At 57.5% G+C, this 14,798-nt stretch carries 15 protein-coding genes; 11 read left to right on the top strand and 4 right to left on the bottom strand.

Features of this window, described 5'->3' with window-relative positions; translation table 11 throughout:
- Positions 1-40 precede the first annotated feature (40 nt).
- From KG007_RS08335 to KG007_RS08325, 3 genes are all read right to left on the bottom strand, one after another.
- The gene (locus tag KG007_RS08335) at positions 41-571 is read right to left on the bottom strand and encodes a GNAT family N-acetyltransferase (protein ID WP_213348126.1); all 531 of its coding nucleotides are present in this window, start codon (positions 569-571) and stop codon (positions 41-43) included.
- A 232-nt stretch (positions 572-803) separates the two neighbouring features.
- The gene (gene cdaA, locus KG007_RS08330) at positions 804-1,604 is read right to left on the bottom strand and encodes a diadenylate cyclase CdaA (RefSeq protein WP_195460876.1); all 801 of its coding nucleotides are present in this window, start codon (positions 1,602-1,604) and stop codon (positions 804-806) included.
- Between the two features lie 187 nt (positions 1,605-1,791).
- Positions 1,792-2,379, bottom strand: a complete 588-nt coding sequence (locus tag KG007_RS08325; RefSeq protein WP_195460875.1) for an OmpH family outer membrane protein — start codon at positions 2,377-2,379, stop codon at positions 1,792-1,794.
- Between the two features lie 98 nt (positions 2,380-2,477).
- Here KG007_RS08325 and ruvA point away from each other — a divergent pair, with 98 nt between their 5' ends.
- From ruvA to KG007_RS08290, 7 genes are all read left to right on the top strand, one after another.
- Positions 2,478-3,059, top strand: a complete 582-nt coding sequence (gene ruvA, locus KG007_RS08320) for a Holliday junction branch migration protein RuvA (RefSeq protein ID WP_213348125.1) — start codon at positions 2,478-2,480, stop codon at positions 3,057-3,059.
- 152 nt (positions 3,060-3,211) lie between these two features.
- A complete protein-coding gene (locus tag KG007_RS08315; RefSeq protein ID WP_195460873.1) occupies positions 3,212-3,361 on the top strand; it encodes a hypothetical protein in 150 nt (49 codons plus the stop codon).
- 107 nt (positions 3,362-3,468) lie between these two features.
- On the top strand, positions 3,469-4,071 hold the full coding sequence (locus KG007_RS08310; protein ID WP_213348124.1) for a hypothetical protein: 603 nt from the start codon (positions 3,469-3,471) through the stop codon (positions 4,069-4,071).
- A 36-nt stretch (positions 4,072-4,107) separates the two neighbouring features.
- Positions 4,108-5,682, top strand: a complete 1,575-nt coding sequence (locus KG007_RS08305) for a hypothetical protein (protein WP_213348123.1) — start codon at positions 4,108-4,110, stop codon at positions 5,680-5,682.
- Between the two features lie 209 nt (positions 5,683-5,891).
- The gene (locus tag KG007_RS08300; protein WP_195460870.1) at positions 5,892-6,131 is read left to right on the top strand and encodes a DNA-binding protein; all 240 of its coding nucleotides are present in this window, start codon (positions 5,892-5,894) and stop codon (positions 6,129-6,131) included.
- A 296-nt stretch (positions 6,132-6,427) separates the two neighbouring features.
- Positions 6,428-8,347, top strand: coding sequence for a molecular chaperone DnaK (gene dnaK / locus KG007_RS08295; protein WP_195460869.1), 1,920 nt, complete (start codon positions 6,428-6,430; stop codon positions 8,345-8,347).
- A gap of 121 nt (positions 8,348-8,468) precedes the next feature.
- On the top strand, positions 8,469-8,789 hold the full coding sequence (locus tag KG007_RS08290) for a DMT family transporter (RefSeq protein ID WP_195460868.1): 321 nt from the start codon (positions 8,469-8,471) through the stop codon (positions 8,787-8,789).
- Here the strand turns inward: KG007_RS08290 and KG007_RS08285 are convergent.
- A complete protein-coding gene (locus KG007_RS08285) occupies positions 8,786-9,664 on the bottom strand; it encodes a DMT family transporter (protein ID WP_213348121.1) in 879 nt (292 codons plus the stop codon). The two genes, KG007_RS08290 and KG007_RS08285, sit on opposite strands and share 4 nt — an antisense overlap.
- A gap of 148 nt (positions 9,665-9,812) precedes the next feature.
- Here KG007_RS08285 and secDF point away from each other — a divergent pair, with 148 nt between their 5' ends.
- The 4 genes from secDF (at position 9,813) to folP (ending at position 14,798) form a co-directional block, all read left to right on the top strand.
- Entirely contained in the window at positions 9,813-12,845 is a 3,033-nt protein-coding gene (secDF, locus tag KG007_RS08280) for a protein translocase subunit SecDF (RefSeq protein WP_195460866.1), read from the top strand.
- Between the two features lie 153 nt (positions 12,846-12,998).
- A complete protein-coding gene (locus tag KG007_RS08275; RefSeq protein ID WP_195460865.1) occupies positions 12,999-13,394 on the top strand; it encodes a hypothetical protein in 396 nt (131 codons plus the stop codon).
- A complete protein-coding gene (coaE, locus tag KG007_RS08270) occupies positions 13,394-13,984 on the top strand; it encodes a dephospho-CoA kinase (RefSeq protein WP_213348324.1) in 591 nt (196 codons plus the stop codon). Before KG007_RS08275 ends, coaE begins: the two co-directional genes overlap by 1 nt.
- Positions 13,965-14,798, top strand: a complete 834-nt coding sequence (folP, locus tag KG007_RS08265; protein ID WP_449500915.1) for a dihydropteroate synthase — start codon at positions 13,965-13,967, stop codon at positions 14,796-14,798. Before coaE ends, folP begins: the two co-directional genes overlap by 20 nt.

Genomic DNA, 14,798 nt, shown 5'->3' with positions numbered 1-14,798 from the left:
GAATGAAAAGTCCGCGACCCTTCGGGGCCGCGGACTTCTTTTATTCCGTAAGAATGTAATACAAGGCGTGTCGCCGCAGGGGATGCCCCTCGGGCAGTGCGGGGTGGTTGAACTCCCCGACGCACTCCATGCCGATCTTCTGCATCACGCGCCGGGAACGTTCGTTCCCGACGTAGGCGAAGGCGCTCAGTTCCGGAATGCCGAGTTTCGCGGCGAAGGCCACGCAGGCCCGGGCGGCCTCTGTGGCGTAGCCCTGTCCCCAGGCGTCGTAGCGCAGGCGCCAGAGGATTTCGATCTGCCCCTCCAGGCCGCCGGAAAACGTGATCCGGTGCAGGCCCGTAAATCCCAGCAGTTCACCGTCCGAAAGGCGTTCGACGGCGTATACTCCGAATCCTTCGGTCGAAAATTCGTCGCGGATGCGGTCGAGCATTTGTGCCGATTCTTCGGGGGTGAGCGGTGCGGGAAAAAACTCCATGACGCGCTCGTCGGCGTTCATGGCAGCAAATTCGGGCAGGTCTTTCTCCCGCCATGCGCGCAGCGCGAGGCGGGGCGTTTTGGGTGGGAATAACATCGTTGCGTATTTTTCGGAACCTCCTGTCCTTCTGGTAAAACGGCGGAACATGAACCGGATAATCCCTGTTTTGTCGTTATATTGCCGATCGGTATTTTGGTTAAGCGGTGTAGGGCGGATCGGTCTTATGTCGTTCTGTCGTCTGTCGAATCCGGCGCCTTATGCCTGCGGAGCGAGACCGAAACCGTGTTGCTTCATTGCCTCTCCCCTGAAATCCGGCGCTTTGCTCCGGTTACTCGGCGACCTCCTTTTTCGAGCGTTTGCGCGAATTGATGGTCAGGTAGCGTTGCAGGGTCTGCTGCAACCGGACGGGGTCGATCCGCTGGCGTATTTCACCGGCCTGGGCGATGGATATTTCGCCCGTCTCCTCCGAGACGACGACGATGATGGCGTCCGAAATTTCGCTCATGCCGATCGCTGCGCGGTGGCGCGTGCCGAACGACTTGGGCACGTCGCTCTGCGTCACCGGAAGGATGCACTTCGCCGCCACGATCCGGTCGCCTTCGATCAGCACCGCACCGTCGTGCAGCGGGGCGTTTTTGAAGAAAATGTTCTTGAGCAGCGCCGTCGAAACCTTGGCGTCGATGGCGATGCCGCCTTCGGCGATCAGCCGCAGGTCGCTTTGCTGGCCGATGACGATCAGCGCTCCGGTTTTCGTGTCCGACATCTCGCGGCAGGCCGTGACGATCGGCACGACATTGGTCTGCACGGTGTCCTCGCCCGTCGAGAAGATGCGGGTGATGAAGTTGAAATGTTTCTGGCGCATGCCGATCATCTGGAGGAACCGCCGCAGTTCGGGCTGGAAGACGATGATCAGCGCAATGGCTCCCACCGAAATCAACTGCCCGAGGATCGTCGACAGCAGTTCCATGTTCAGGGCCCGTACGACTACCCACAGCAGGTAGACGGCGATGATCCCCGAAAGGATATACGGCGCATTGGTTCCTTTGGTCATGCGGTATATCCAGTACATGATCACAGCCACCAGGATGATGTCTATCAGGTCGACGAATGTAAACGGAACGAATCCCATCGTGTGTCAGAAAATTTATCAGGTTTCAGTTATCGTACAAAGATAATGCTTGCCTGCTGCAATGCCAAATTTATTCGGGCGTTGCCGGGTGCGTCTGCCCGGGCAGCGTTTTATCTTTGCAAATGTACTAAAAAAATACCGACTTCCACCTTATGGGGAAGCCGGTTTTTATTCTCCGTGGGCGGGGCTACTTTTTCGGGGCATTTTTGTCGGCTGCGTACAGCTCGTTGACCTTAGCCAGCACGGTAGGCGTGATGTTGAGCGTCGAGTCGGCGTCGATCAGCGCCGAGGCGTTGATGATCAGCTTGTACTGCTTGCCGCTGTTGATCTCCTGCACGGCGCGGTGCAGCAGGTCCTGTGCGCGGTTGGTGAATACATAGTTCTCCTCGTCGAGCGTCTGGGCTTCCTTCTGGGCGTTCGTCTGGTAGGACGCGGCGCGCTGCTGGAGACGTTCCTGCTGTGCCTGTGCGTCACGCGAGGTAATCAGCCCCTTCTCGTATTTCTGCTGCAACTGGGCGGCTTCGGCCTGGAGGCCCTGTTCGCGCTGGGCCCAGCTCTTCTGTGCCTTTTCGGTCTTTTCCTGGAGCGCTACGCCTTCGTTTTTGTAAAGATCGCACTGAGCCAGCACGGCTTCGACCTGGACATAAGCTATGTCGCTCGAAACAACCTGCTGCGCCGCGGTTTCAGCCGCAGCTTCGGCCTGCTCCGTGGTCTTCGTGCCGCAGGCCGCGAGGACAAGGGCTACAGCCAGCGCCGGAAAGAGAGTTCTTTTCATATTGAATTTTTGTTTGTTAGTTAATTATTCAGCATTTGAGACACAAAGGTAAAAAAAAATCTTTACTTTTGCCCAACCCGCAATAAAATTTGAAATCCATGTACGAATACATCAAAGGCTCAGTCGCCGAAGTGGCTCCCGCATACGCAGTTATCGACGCCGGCGGGGTAGGCTACTACCTCCATATTTCGCTCGAAACCTACGCCGCGATCGAACACGATACCGAGACCAAACTCTACGTCCATTATGTCGTGCGCGAGGATGCGCAGCTGCTCTACGGCTTCTCGACGAAGGCCGAACGCGAGTTGTTCCGCCTTTTGATCAGCGTTTCGGGCGTAGGCGGCAATACGGCCCGCATGATCCTCTCGACCTACTCGCCGCGCGAGTTGCAGGGGATCATCACGGCGGGCAATGCCGTGCTGCTGAAGAATGTCAAGGGGCTGGGCCTCAAGACGGCGCAGAAGATCATCGTCGAACTGAGCGGCAAGCTCGTGGCGCTGGGGGCCGATGCCGGCGAGGCGCTGCCCGCTGTCGGCGGCAACTTCGACGAGGCCCTCGCCGCGCTGGTCATGCTGGGCTTCGCCCGCGCCTCGGCCGAAAAGGTGCTGCGTTCGGTCCTGCGCTCTTCGCCCTCCGCTTCGGTCGAGGAGCTGATCCGCATGGCGCTCAAAAATCTTTAAAAAAAGCCCGGATAGCCGAAAAAAATACCATTTGTGTAGTTGTAAATTTAATTTATTCGAAAATAACCCTCCGAAAGTCTGACTTAACTTTGTTTTGGCTGGATTTTGTCTTATCTTTGCGACGCCTAACAAAATAAGCCTCTTTAATTTCTATGGAAGGGATTCCGTTTGGATTTATTTTTATCCTGCTCGGCTTCTTTGCCGTTGCTATTGTGTTGACTATCATTGCTATTGCGTGGAAGCAGCGCAAGTTGCAGCGACTTACCAACCCGCGTAAGGATTATTACAGGAAAAAGGAATAACCGATTTTTCCTCTTTTTTCGACACGCCCGCATGCAAAGCGGGCGATTTTTTACGTTTCTTCTTCGTAAATCGGATTGTTTTTGTAAATTTGCACGATTGTATGCTGATGAAACGAATACTCACTACACTTTTTTGCGCCCTGCCCCTGCTGTTTTGCGGTTGCTCGGAGGAGGAGGACATCCTTCCCGAACAGCGTACGAAGATCGTGTCGTTCCTCGAAAAGAGCCATGCGCCGACGCTGATTCCGGATTCGCAGCTTGAAGAGGGCAGCACGCAGGCATTCTACACGGTTTCAGGCAATACGGTATACAGGTATATCGATAATTTCTACCGGGAAAACCGGGACAGCAATCCGGAGGTTACCGCCTCGGCGAAGGTGACCATTACCTTTCGGGCCTACATTTTCAACTATGCGACTATCTCCGATACCACCGCGCCTTTCTACACGAACGATCCGAACTGGCAGAAGGCCCTGGAGGATGCGGGGCTGACGCCCGGAGCGTGGTCGTTCGAACCGATTACACTCGATATGCGCGGCGACATACTAAACGGTCTCCGGCATGCGTTACTTGGTTGTCGCGAGAATGACCAGGTCGAAGCTTACATGACTTATAACATGGCTTTCGGGGACAAATATGTGAGTGTAATTCCGAAAGAGAGCCCTATTGCCTGGTTTTTCGAGATCAGCCAAGTGGAATACGACGAATAAACAGAACACCGAATATATAGAATTGCAGAACAAGATATGAAGTTGATCACCCGTTTTCTCTACCTCTCGGCAGCCGGCATCATGCTGCTGACATCCTGCGCCAAAGAGCAGACCGAGTCGTACGACAAATTCGAGAACCAGGCCCTCGAGGCGTGGATGACGCAGCACCGCAAGGACCTGCTGAAGAACTACCAATCCGAAGGCGGTTACTACGTCGAAGTCCTTGAGGCCGGAGATGCGCAGGCTGCCCCGGTAAACGATACCGCCTGCTGGGTGAAATTCGATTTCTCGGGCCGCGACCTGAGCGGCAATATCGTTCTCACGCGCCGTGCCGGCGAGGCCTACCAGGTCGGAACGTTCACCAAATATACCCACTACGTACCTTTCTACCGCTATTGCGGTACGGAGAATACGAGCCTGATGGAGGGGACTTACCTCGCCATGCGCAATACGCTGCACCTCGATCCGGGCTATGCCGCTTCGAAGGGGGTCGATCCCGAGTTCCTGCTGCGTGAAGGCTCCAAGATCCGGCTTTACATGCCTTCGCGCATCGTCGGTTCCGGCGGCGTGGAGGGCGACGGCGGCTATGAGGGCCAGTTTACGCTCAGCTCCAAGCGTCCGTTCATCGTCGAAATGGAGATTTGCGATACGGTCAAGAATCCGCTGGAAGCCGAGGGTACGGTGGTCGACGCATTCTGCGAGGCCAACGGCGGGGTCGTGATGTTCACCAAGGACGGCGAGGACGATTCGGAGAAGCGCCCGACCGATCCCGACGATGAAAAGCATCCCTACAAACGCGCCGAGCGCTGGGTAAGCGCCTGCGACACCGTGGCACAGCTCTATGTCGATGTCCGCTACGATCCGTCCAAGGAGATTGCCGGCGATAAGTTTTCCTTCTCGTTCCCCGTCGGAACGAAACGCAATGAGCCGTACAACGTAGGCTTCGAGCCTTACAACGGTTCCGACTTGGAAAAGAAGATCGCTGAGGCGCTCGTAAAACGGTTCCACGGCGAGGGCGACGACTACGAAGCCTATAAGGGCGTTGCGGACCTCGAAGCCGACTCTGTCGGAATGGAAGGCACGGCCAAGATCTGGTATATCGGCCGCTTCCTCGACGGTTTCATCTTCGATACGAATATCGACGAGGTGAAGCAGATTATCTACGGCGAGGTGCGCTCAACCGGTTCGGCGCACTCGTACGACGTGCAGAATCCCGATCTGATAACCGCATTCTATTATACCGTTCCCAACCTCAAATACGGCCAGTGGGCGGCGTTTATCACCACGTCGACCAATGCCTACGGTACGACCGGCAAAAGCGGCGGTACGAATACGTCCACTTCGGGCGGTTATACGTCGAGCTACTACGATTACCTGAACTACCTGAACTATTCGCAGAGCTATTACGGCAATAACGGCTATTACGGCGGTTATTACGGCGATTATTACGGTTACGGCGGTCTGGGCGGCTATGGTTACGGCGGCGGTTATTACGGCGGTTACGGCGATTACTACGATTCGGGCGAGACTACGACCACGACCGAAGTGTATACGGATATTCCGCCCTTCACGCCGATGATTTTCCAGTTCTACATCGAGCCCGAGGAATAAATCTTCTGCCGGCTGCGGAAAGTTTTCCGTGCCCCGGGAAAATAAAAAGCTCCTGCTTCGGCAGGGGCTTTTGTTTTGTAACTGTGGGACTTCCGCTTTTTTTCGTTCTGCGGCTATATTTATTGCACTTTTTCAGGCAGAAATTTTGCAGTTCCGCAAAATTGTATTAACTTAGTTGTGCAGAACTATCAACCAAAAATTCAACGGATATGATTATCACATTTAACGAGTTGCGCCGTATCAAGGACCGGTTGCCCAGCGGCAGCTCGCAGCGCATTGCAGATGAGTTAGGAATCGATGTAGACACAGTCCGCAACTACTTCGGAGGCAAGCATGAGGCAAAGGAATGCGTCGGTGTGCACTTCGAAGCGGGGCCGGACGGCGGTGTTGTCACGTTGGACGATACGACGATTCTCGACGTTGCGATGCGCATCCTGAGCGAGCAGTAACAGCTATACGATTTATTTGTCCGGCATCTGCCGGTAAGGGCCTGCGTTGAGCAGGCCTTTTTGTTTTCAATTCTCCTGCTCGCCTGAACCCTGCTTCTTAAGCGGGCTGTCAAAATGCCGTGCGACAACCCGCTGCATGGCATTCTTTCTGCCATCCGGCTGACAATTTGGCAGAGATTGCCGATTGGTACGACCTTTGTTCGATTTAAGGGCGTAACCGGCAGCCGGAGTCCGAAGAAGCCCGGGCCTGCCGAATACGAAACCGAAAAATAAACAATTAAAACATATTTATTATTATGGCAAAGATTATTGGTATTGACTTAGGAACCACGAACTCCTGCGTAGCAGTGATGGAGGGCAACGAGCCCGTTGTAATCCCCAACTCCGAGGGACACCGCACGACCCCGTCGGTCGTGGCGTTCACCGCCGACGGCGAGCGTAAGGTCGGAGACCCCGCAAAGCGTCAGGCTATCACCAACCCCAAGCGTACGGTCTTCTCGATCAAGCGTTTCATGGGCGAGGCTTACGACAAGGTGACCTCCGACATCGCACGCGCTCCCTATGCGATCGTCAAGGGTGACAACAACACCCCGCGTGTCGACATCGACGGCCGCCAGTACACTCCGCAGGAGATTTCGGCCATCATCCTGCAGAAGATGAAGAAGACGGCCGAGGACTACCTGGGTCAGGAGGTTACGGAAGCCGTCATCACGGTTCCGGCTTATTTCTCCGACTCGCAGCGTCAGGCTACGAAGGAGGCGGGTGAGATCGCCGGCCTGAAGGTCCGCCGTATCATCAACGAGCCGACGGCCGCCGCACTGGCCTACGGTCTGGACAAGAAGTCGAACGACCAGAAGATCGCCGTGTATGACCTCGGCGGCGGTACGTTCGATATTTCGATCCTCGAACTGGGCGACGGCGTCTTCGAGGTGAAGTCGACCAACGGTGACACGCACCTGGGCGGCGACGACTTCGACCACGTGCTGATCGACTACATGGCCGAGGCGTTCAAGGCCGAGCACCAGATCGACCTGCGCCAGGACCCGATGGCCCTGCAACGTCTGAAGGAGGCTGCCGAGAAGGCGAAGATCGAACTTTCGTCCTCGACTACGACGGAGATCAACCTTCCGTATATCATGCCCGTCAACGGCATTCCGCAGCACCTCGTGATGTCGCTTACCCGCGCCAAGTTCGAGCAGTTGTGCGACCACCTGATCCGCAAGACCATCGAACCTTGCAAGCTGGCGCTGCGCGATGCAGGCCTGGATGCCTCGCAGATCAACGAAGTGATTCTCGTGGGTGGTTCGACCCGTATTCCCGCGATCCAGAAGATCGTCGAGGAGTTCTTCGGTAAGACTCCGAACCGCTCGGTGAACCCCGACGAAGTCGTGGCTATCGGTGCGGCTATCCAGGGCGGTGTCCTGACGGGCGAGGTGAAGGACGTGCTGCTTCTCGACGTTACGCCGCTGTCGCTGGGTATCGAGACCCTGGGCGGTGTGATGACGAAGCTCATCGACGCCAACACCACCATCCCGACCCGCAAGTCGGAGGTTTTCTCGACGGCTGCCGACAACCAGCCTTCGGTGGAGATCAATGTTTGCCAGGGCGAGCGTCCGCTGGCCCGCGACAACAAGTCGATCGGCCGCTTCCACCTCGACGGCATTCCCGCCGCACCGCGCGGTGTGCCGCAGATCGAAGTCACGTTCGACATCGACGCCAACGGTATCCTGAACGTTTCGGCCAAGGACAAGGGCACGGGCAAGGAGCAGAAGATCCGCATCGAGGCTTCTTCGGGCCTTACCGAGCAGGAGATCCAGCGCATGCGCGACGAGGCCAAGGCCAACGAGGAGAAGGACAAGGCCGAGAAGGAGCGTATCGACAAGGTCAACGCCGCCGACTCGAATATCTTCACCACCGAGAAGCAGCTCAAGGAGTACGGCGAGAAACTGCCCGCCGACAAGAAGGCCGCCATCGAGGGCGCTCTGGCCAAGCTGAAGGAGGCGCACAAGAATGCTGACGTAGCCGCTATTGATACCGCCATGGCCGAGCTGAACGCCGCATGGCAGGCAGCTTCGCAGGACATCTACGCCCAGCAGCAGGCCCAGCAGGGTGCACAGCCCGGAGCCGACGCAGGCCACGAGGCGCACAATGCCGGCCAGCAGGGCGGCGGCAACGACGGCCAGCCCGAGGACGTGGAGTTCGAAGAGGTTAAGTAAAACCTCCGGGGCAACACCCCGCCAATCATAACGCGAAGAGCGCGGTTCCGGAAACGGGACTGCGCTCTTTTTTTGCCGGGGAGGTAAAAATCGCTATATTCGCCTTCAAAAATTGATTCCGATGGCTTGGTTGTATCTGATTTTTGCGGGGCTTTTCGAGATGGGATGGCCCCTCGGCTTTAAATTGGCGGACCTCAATCCGCGTTACCATTTTCTGTTCCTGGCCGTTTCGGTCGTTTCGATGGGCATAAGCGGCTGGCTGCTGTACTTGGCCCAGAAGACGATTCCGATGGGTACGGCCTATATGATCTGGACGGGTATCGGCGGCGTGGGGACCGTGATCCTCGGGATCGTCTTTTTCCACGATGCCGTGACCTTCTGGCGGATGTTTTTCCTGTCGCTGGTCTTCATCGGCATCGTCGGCCTGAAGATGGTGCACTAGGCTCGTTCCGCCCGCCACATTCCGTAGAGGATCAGCGCCGCGCCGGCCAGTGCCGCGAGGGTAATCCGCTCGCCGATGCAGAGTGCCGCCACGACGATCGTTACCAGCGGATTGATGTAGATATAGTTGGTTGTCCGCACGGCTCCCAGCTTGTGCATCGCGGCGTTCCAGAGCACATAGCAGAGCATCGATGCGACGACGCCCAGGAAGAGCAGGTTGCCCCATACGAGGGGGCGCGACAGCACCTCCCGGCTCACGTCGAAAGGCTGGAAAGCAAAGACCGGAAGGATCGTCAGAAGTCCGTAAAAAAAGACTTTCCGGGTGATGAAAATAGCGGGGTAGCGGCCGCCGATGCGTTTGATTACCAGCGAATAGACCATCCACAGCAACGCCGCCGAGAGCGCCAGCATATCGCCCCGCGGCGAGAGGCGCAACACGAAGTGGCCGTTCAACACCACGAGCACCATGCCTGCGAATGCCAGCGCCGACCCTGCGATTTGCCGCCGCGTCATCCGTTCGCTGCGGTAGAGCAGGCTCAGCAGTACGGCGGTCCATACCGGAGCCGTGCAGACGATCAGCGAGACGTTCGAGGCCGGGGCGTATTCCAGGGCGATGTTTTCGGTCAGGAAATAGAGCGATCCGCCGCTCAGTCCTGCGGCTGCCAGCAACAGTTCGTCGCGCAGGTTCGCGGCCCACAGGCGCTTGCGGGCGAAGGGCCAGATGCAGACGTAGGCCATGGCGAAGCGCAGGAAGAAGATCTCCGCCGGGGTCAGCGAATTGGCGATGAGGACCTTCGTCGAAACGAACGTCGCGCCCCACACTGTCACCGTGAACAGCGCCGCAATGTGGTATTTGTATTCCGTGTATTTTGTCATGCGGCTCCAAAAATACGGATTTTTTGCCGTTTGACGCCATTTTCCTCCCTTGCGGGCCCTATTATTTAATTCTTTTTTTCTATCTTTGCGTGCTATTGTGCGTAATGACAACAATTACAACAAATAATAACAACTATTTTTTACTCAAATGCAAAGTAAAGGTTTCATTAAACTCATTGCGGTCCTGCTGGCTCTCGCTTGTGTTTATCAACTCTCGTTTACGTTCAAAACACGTGGCGTAGAGAAGAAGGCGGCTGCTTATGCCGCGCAGTTCCCCATCGACCAGCGGGCCGATGCGGAGCAGCATTACCTCGATTCGGTGCAGAACCTGCCGGTTTACAACCTGGGTTTCCGCAAATTCACCTACAAGGAGTGTAAGGAGAAGGAGCTGAACCTGGGTCTGGACCTCAAGGGCGGTATGAACGTCATGCTGGAGGTGCAGGTCGAGGATGTCGTGAAGGCATTGGCCGGCGACAGCCAGAACGACCCCGCTTTCATCGAGGCGATCGGCGTGGCCAACGAGGCAATGAAACAGGGCTCTTCGACGGACTATGTATCCGATTTCGTGAAGGCGTATTCGCGCATTTCGAACGGCCGTCCCATCGCCGAGCTTTTCGTAAGCCCCGATCGTAAGGACATTACGCTCGAAAGCTCCGATTCCGATGTCGAGAAGATCCTCAAGAAGGAGACCGAGGCCGCTATCGGTGCTTCGTTCAACGTGTTGCGCAGCCGTATCGACCACTTCGGCGTTACGCAGCCCAACATCATGCGCCTGCCCAACTCGCACCGCATCCTGGTCGAGCTTCCGGGCGTGAAGGAGCCGCAGCGTGTCCGCGACCTGCTGCAGGGAACCGCATCGCTGGAGTTCTGGACGACCTACGACGCCAACGAAATCTTCCCCGCTCTGTCGGCAGCCGATAAGCTCATCAAGGCCGAATTGGCACAGGCTCCCGCAGCCGGCGCTCCCGAGACTACCGTTGCCGAGGCCGCTGTTGCCGCTGAAACCCCCGCTGCCGAGGCCGACGGCCTGATCGCCGAGGTCGGCGCCGCCGATTCGACCGCTACGGCCGAGAGTGCCGTACAGGAAGGCAACTTCGACCGCGCCGTGAACCCGCTTTTTGCAGTCCTCAATCCGCGTTATGCAGGCGGAGCCGCTATCGGCGCCGCCTATAAGGCCGACATGGCCGCTGTCAACGAGTACCTCGCCCAGCCCGCCGTCCGCGAGTTGTTCCCCGCCGACGTTCTGTTCAAGTGGGGCGTCAAGGGCGACGACAAGATCGACGGCCGTTTCTACCTCTATGCCATCAAGGTTTCGACGCCCGACGGCAAGGCTCCGCTCGACGGTTCGGTCGTTACGGAGGCCACCGAGCAGTACGCCCAGCGCGGCGCTACGGCCGAGGTTTCGATGACCATGAACGCCGAGGGTACTTCGGAATGGTCGCGCATGACGGGCGAGAACATCGGCAAGTGTATCGCCATCGTTCTCGACGGCTACGTATACTCCGCACCCCGCGTCAACTCCAAGATCGACAAGGGACAGTCGCAGATCACCGGCGATTTCACCATCCAGGAGGCCAAGGACCTTGCCAACGTGCTCAACTCGGGTAAGGTTCCCGCTCCCGCCAAGATCATCCAGGATACCGTCGTAGGTCCTTCGCTGGGTCAGGAGTCGATCAATGCCGGTATGCTTTCGTTCGTGCTGGCCTTTATCCTCGTGCTGTTGTACATGGGCCTGTTCTACAAGACGGCGGGCTGGATGTCCGACATCGCGCTTCTGACCAACGTCTTCCTGCTGATGGGCGTGCTCGTCTCGTTCGGGGCCGTGCTGACCCTTCCGGGTATCGCGGGTATCGTGCTGACGATGGGTATGGCCGTCGATGCGAACGTGATCATCTACGAACGTATCAAGGAGGAGCTTCGCGGCGGCAAGGGCCTTTCGCTGGCCATCAAGGACGGTTTCTCGAAAGCCTATTCGGCTATCATCGACGGTAACCTGACGACCATCATCACGGGTATCGTGCTGTTCATCTTCGGTAACGGTCCGGTTCAGGGCTTCGCTACGACGCTGATCATCGGTATCATCACCTCGTTCTTCTGCGCCATCTTCATCACGCGTCTCTTGATCGAATGGATCGTCGGCAAATGGGGTCATATCTCCTTCTCGCGCAAGTGGTCGGAGAACTTCCTGAACAATACGCGTTTCGATTTCATCCGCGTTCGCAAGGTCGCTTACTACATCGCCGTCGCCCTGATGATTCTGTCGTGCGTTTCGTTCTTCGCCCGCGGTCTGAACCTCGGCGCCGAGTTCACCGGCGGCCGCGCTTACGTTGTTCGCTTCGACAAGGCCGTTTCGGCCGAAGAGGTGCGTTCGAACGTAGAGAAGGCTTTCGCCGAGATTGCCGATGCCGACGCTTCGGCGATCAGTTCCGAAGTCAAGCAGTACGGTAAGGAGAACCAGATGCGCATCGTGACGCAGTACCGTTACGACGATACCTCGGACGAAGCTACGGCCGAAGTCGAGCAGATCATCTACAACGCGCTGAAACCGCTCTACACCTACGACATCACCTTCGAGCAGTTCCGCAATACCCAGACCGACGAAAACGGTATCCTGACAGCCGACAAGATCGGCCCCTCGATTGCCAAGGACATGACGTGGAACGCCATCTACTCGGTGCTCTTCTCGCTCATTGCCATCGGTCTCTACATCACCTTCCGTTTCAAGCGCTGGCAGTGGGCTACGGGCGCTACCGCAGCCCTGGCCTTCAACGCCCTGCTGATCATCGGTATCTTCTCGATGTTCAACGGTCTGCTGCCCTTCAACCTGGAGGTCAACCAGGCGTTCATCGCCGCGATCCTGACGATCATCGGTTACGCCATCAACGACACCGTGGTGGTCTTCGACCGTATCCGCGAATACCTGGGCCTGTATCCCAAGCGTAACCTGAAGGAGAACGTGAACAACGCCATCAACTCGACGCTGTCGCGTACGATCAACACCTCGGGTACGACGCTCGTGACGCTGCTGGCTATCTTCTTCTTCGGCGGTGAGACGATCCGCGGCTTCATCTTCGCGCTGATCATCGGCGTGGTCGTAGGTACGGCTGCCACGATCTTCCTCGCAACGCCGATCGCTTACGACCTGATGACCAAACGCGCCAAGATCGACGAGGAGAAGTAATACCTCTTTATATACGACAGAAACGGACTGCACCTTTGGGCGCGGTCCGTTTTTTTTACATCGGCGACGGTCTGCGGCCCCGGACGTTCAAATAAATTTGGCATTGCTCCCGGGTTGTATTATCTTTGCAATACAGATATTATGTCCCGCATTATGGAAAATTGGTTGAAATGGATGCACCGCTACGTGTCGCCGGTCTTTTTGGCGCTGCTCGTCGCGTCGTTCATCCTGTGGTATATCGCGAAACTGAGTTATACGTACACCACCGAACAGATCGTCAGGGTGAGTGTCGACGGACAGCCTTTCGAGGTGACGTGCGTGGTCGAGGGCGTCGGCACGAACCTCTTCGGCTACCGGGTCTATATGAGCAAGACGCTGCGTATTCCGTTTGCGGAACTCAAGACGAAACGTTCGCACGAGGAGGGGCACGAAGGTAAACTCATCATCGACCCCCAGTCGTTGCAAAATGCCCTCGCAACGCGCTTCAGCGACATCAAGATCATCTCTGTCGGCGACATTCCCGAAATCAACACTCCTGAGAACCCATGATGAAGGTCGGAATCACAGGCGGCATCGGCAGTGGCAAGAGTACTGTCTGCCGCCTTTTTGCATTGCGGGGCGTTGCGGTCTACGACTCCGATGCCGGGGCTAAGCGATTGATGACCGCCGATCCGGACCTGCGTGCGCGCATCTCTGCCCGCTTCGGCGCCGAAGCCTATTCGGAAGGGGAGCTCAACCGCGCTTACCTCGCCGGGAAAGTCTTCTCCGACGCACAGGCCCTCGCCGACCTGAACGCCATCGTCCACCCGGCTGTCCGGGCCGATTTTGCGGCATGGGCCCAGCGGCAGGAGGGCGACTATGTGATCCTCGAAAGCGCCATCCTGTTCGATGCGGGATTCGACGGCGATGTCGACCGCACGGTCGCTGTCCTCGCACCGCAGGAGCTGCGCATCGAACGCACCTGCCGCCGCGACAAGCGTGATCCCGAAGAGGTGCGCCGCCGCATTGCCGCCCAGATGGACGACGATGTGCTGAGCGAAAAAGCCGATTACGTCGTAGTCAATATTTTCGAGGAAGACCTCGAACCCGCCGTTGTGAAACTCGATCGTATTTTCAGCCATGAAGCCCGTAATGCCTGATTTTTCCATACCGCGGGTGATGGCGATCCTGAACGTCACCCCCGATTCGTTCTATGCCGGCAGCCGTACCCCGGAGGCCGAAGCCGTCGAACGGCGCGTCCGTGAGGCGGTGTCCGAAGGGGCGGAGCTGATCGATGTCGGAGGGTATTCTTCGCGCCCGGGGGCCGGGGAGGTTTCGCCCGACGAAGAGTGGCGGCGCGTGACGCTGGGTGTGGAGACCGTGCGGAGGGTGGCTCCCGGCATGGCCGTTTCGGTCGATACCTTCCGCTCGGAAGTCGCCGCGAAAGCCGTCGATGCGTTCGGCCCGCTCGTCGTCAACGACATCTCGGCCGGGGAACTCGACCCTGAGATGCTCTCCGTCGTGGCAAAATACGGCGTGCCGTACATTGCGATGCACATGAAGGGCGACCCCAAGACGATGCAGTCGCAGACCGACTACCGGCGCGACATCACCACCGAAGTCGTGGACTACTTCCGCCGCCGTACCGAAACGATGCTCGTGGCGGGTATCCGGCGGGAAAATATCGTTCTCGATCCCGGGTTCGGCTTCGCCAAGACCACGGAGCAGAACTACGAATTGCTCGCGGGCCTGCACCGCCTCTGCGCGCTGGGGTATCCCGTGCTGGCTGGCCTTTCCCGTAAGTCGATGATCTATAAGGTGCTCGATGCGACACCCGCCGAATCGCTCGCCGGAACCGTTGCCCTGGGCTGGGAGTGCCTGCGCCAGGGTGCGGCGATTTTGCGCGTCCACGACGTGCGGGAGGCTGTGGATACGATCCGGCTTTTCGAAGCATACAGACAAAACAGCAGATAG

It is taken from the genome of Alistipes montrealensis (genome assembly GCF_018362775.1).
Taxonomy (GTDB): Bacteria; Bacteroidota; Bacteroidia; order Bacteroidales; family Rikenellaceae; genus Alistipes; species Alistipes montrealensis.
Note: the sequence above shows the minus strand (reverse complement) of the source record. Positions and strands in the feature narration are given on the sequence as shown.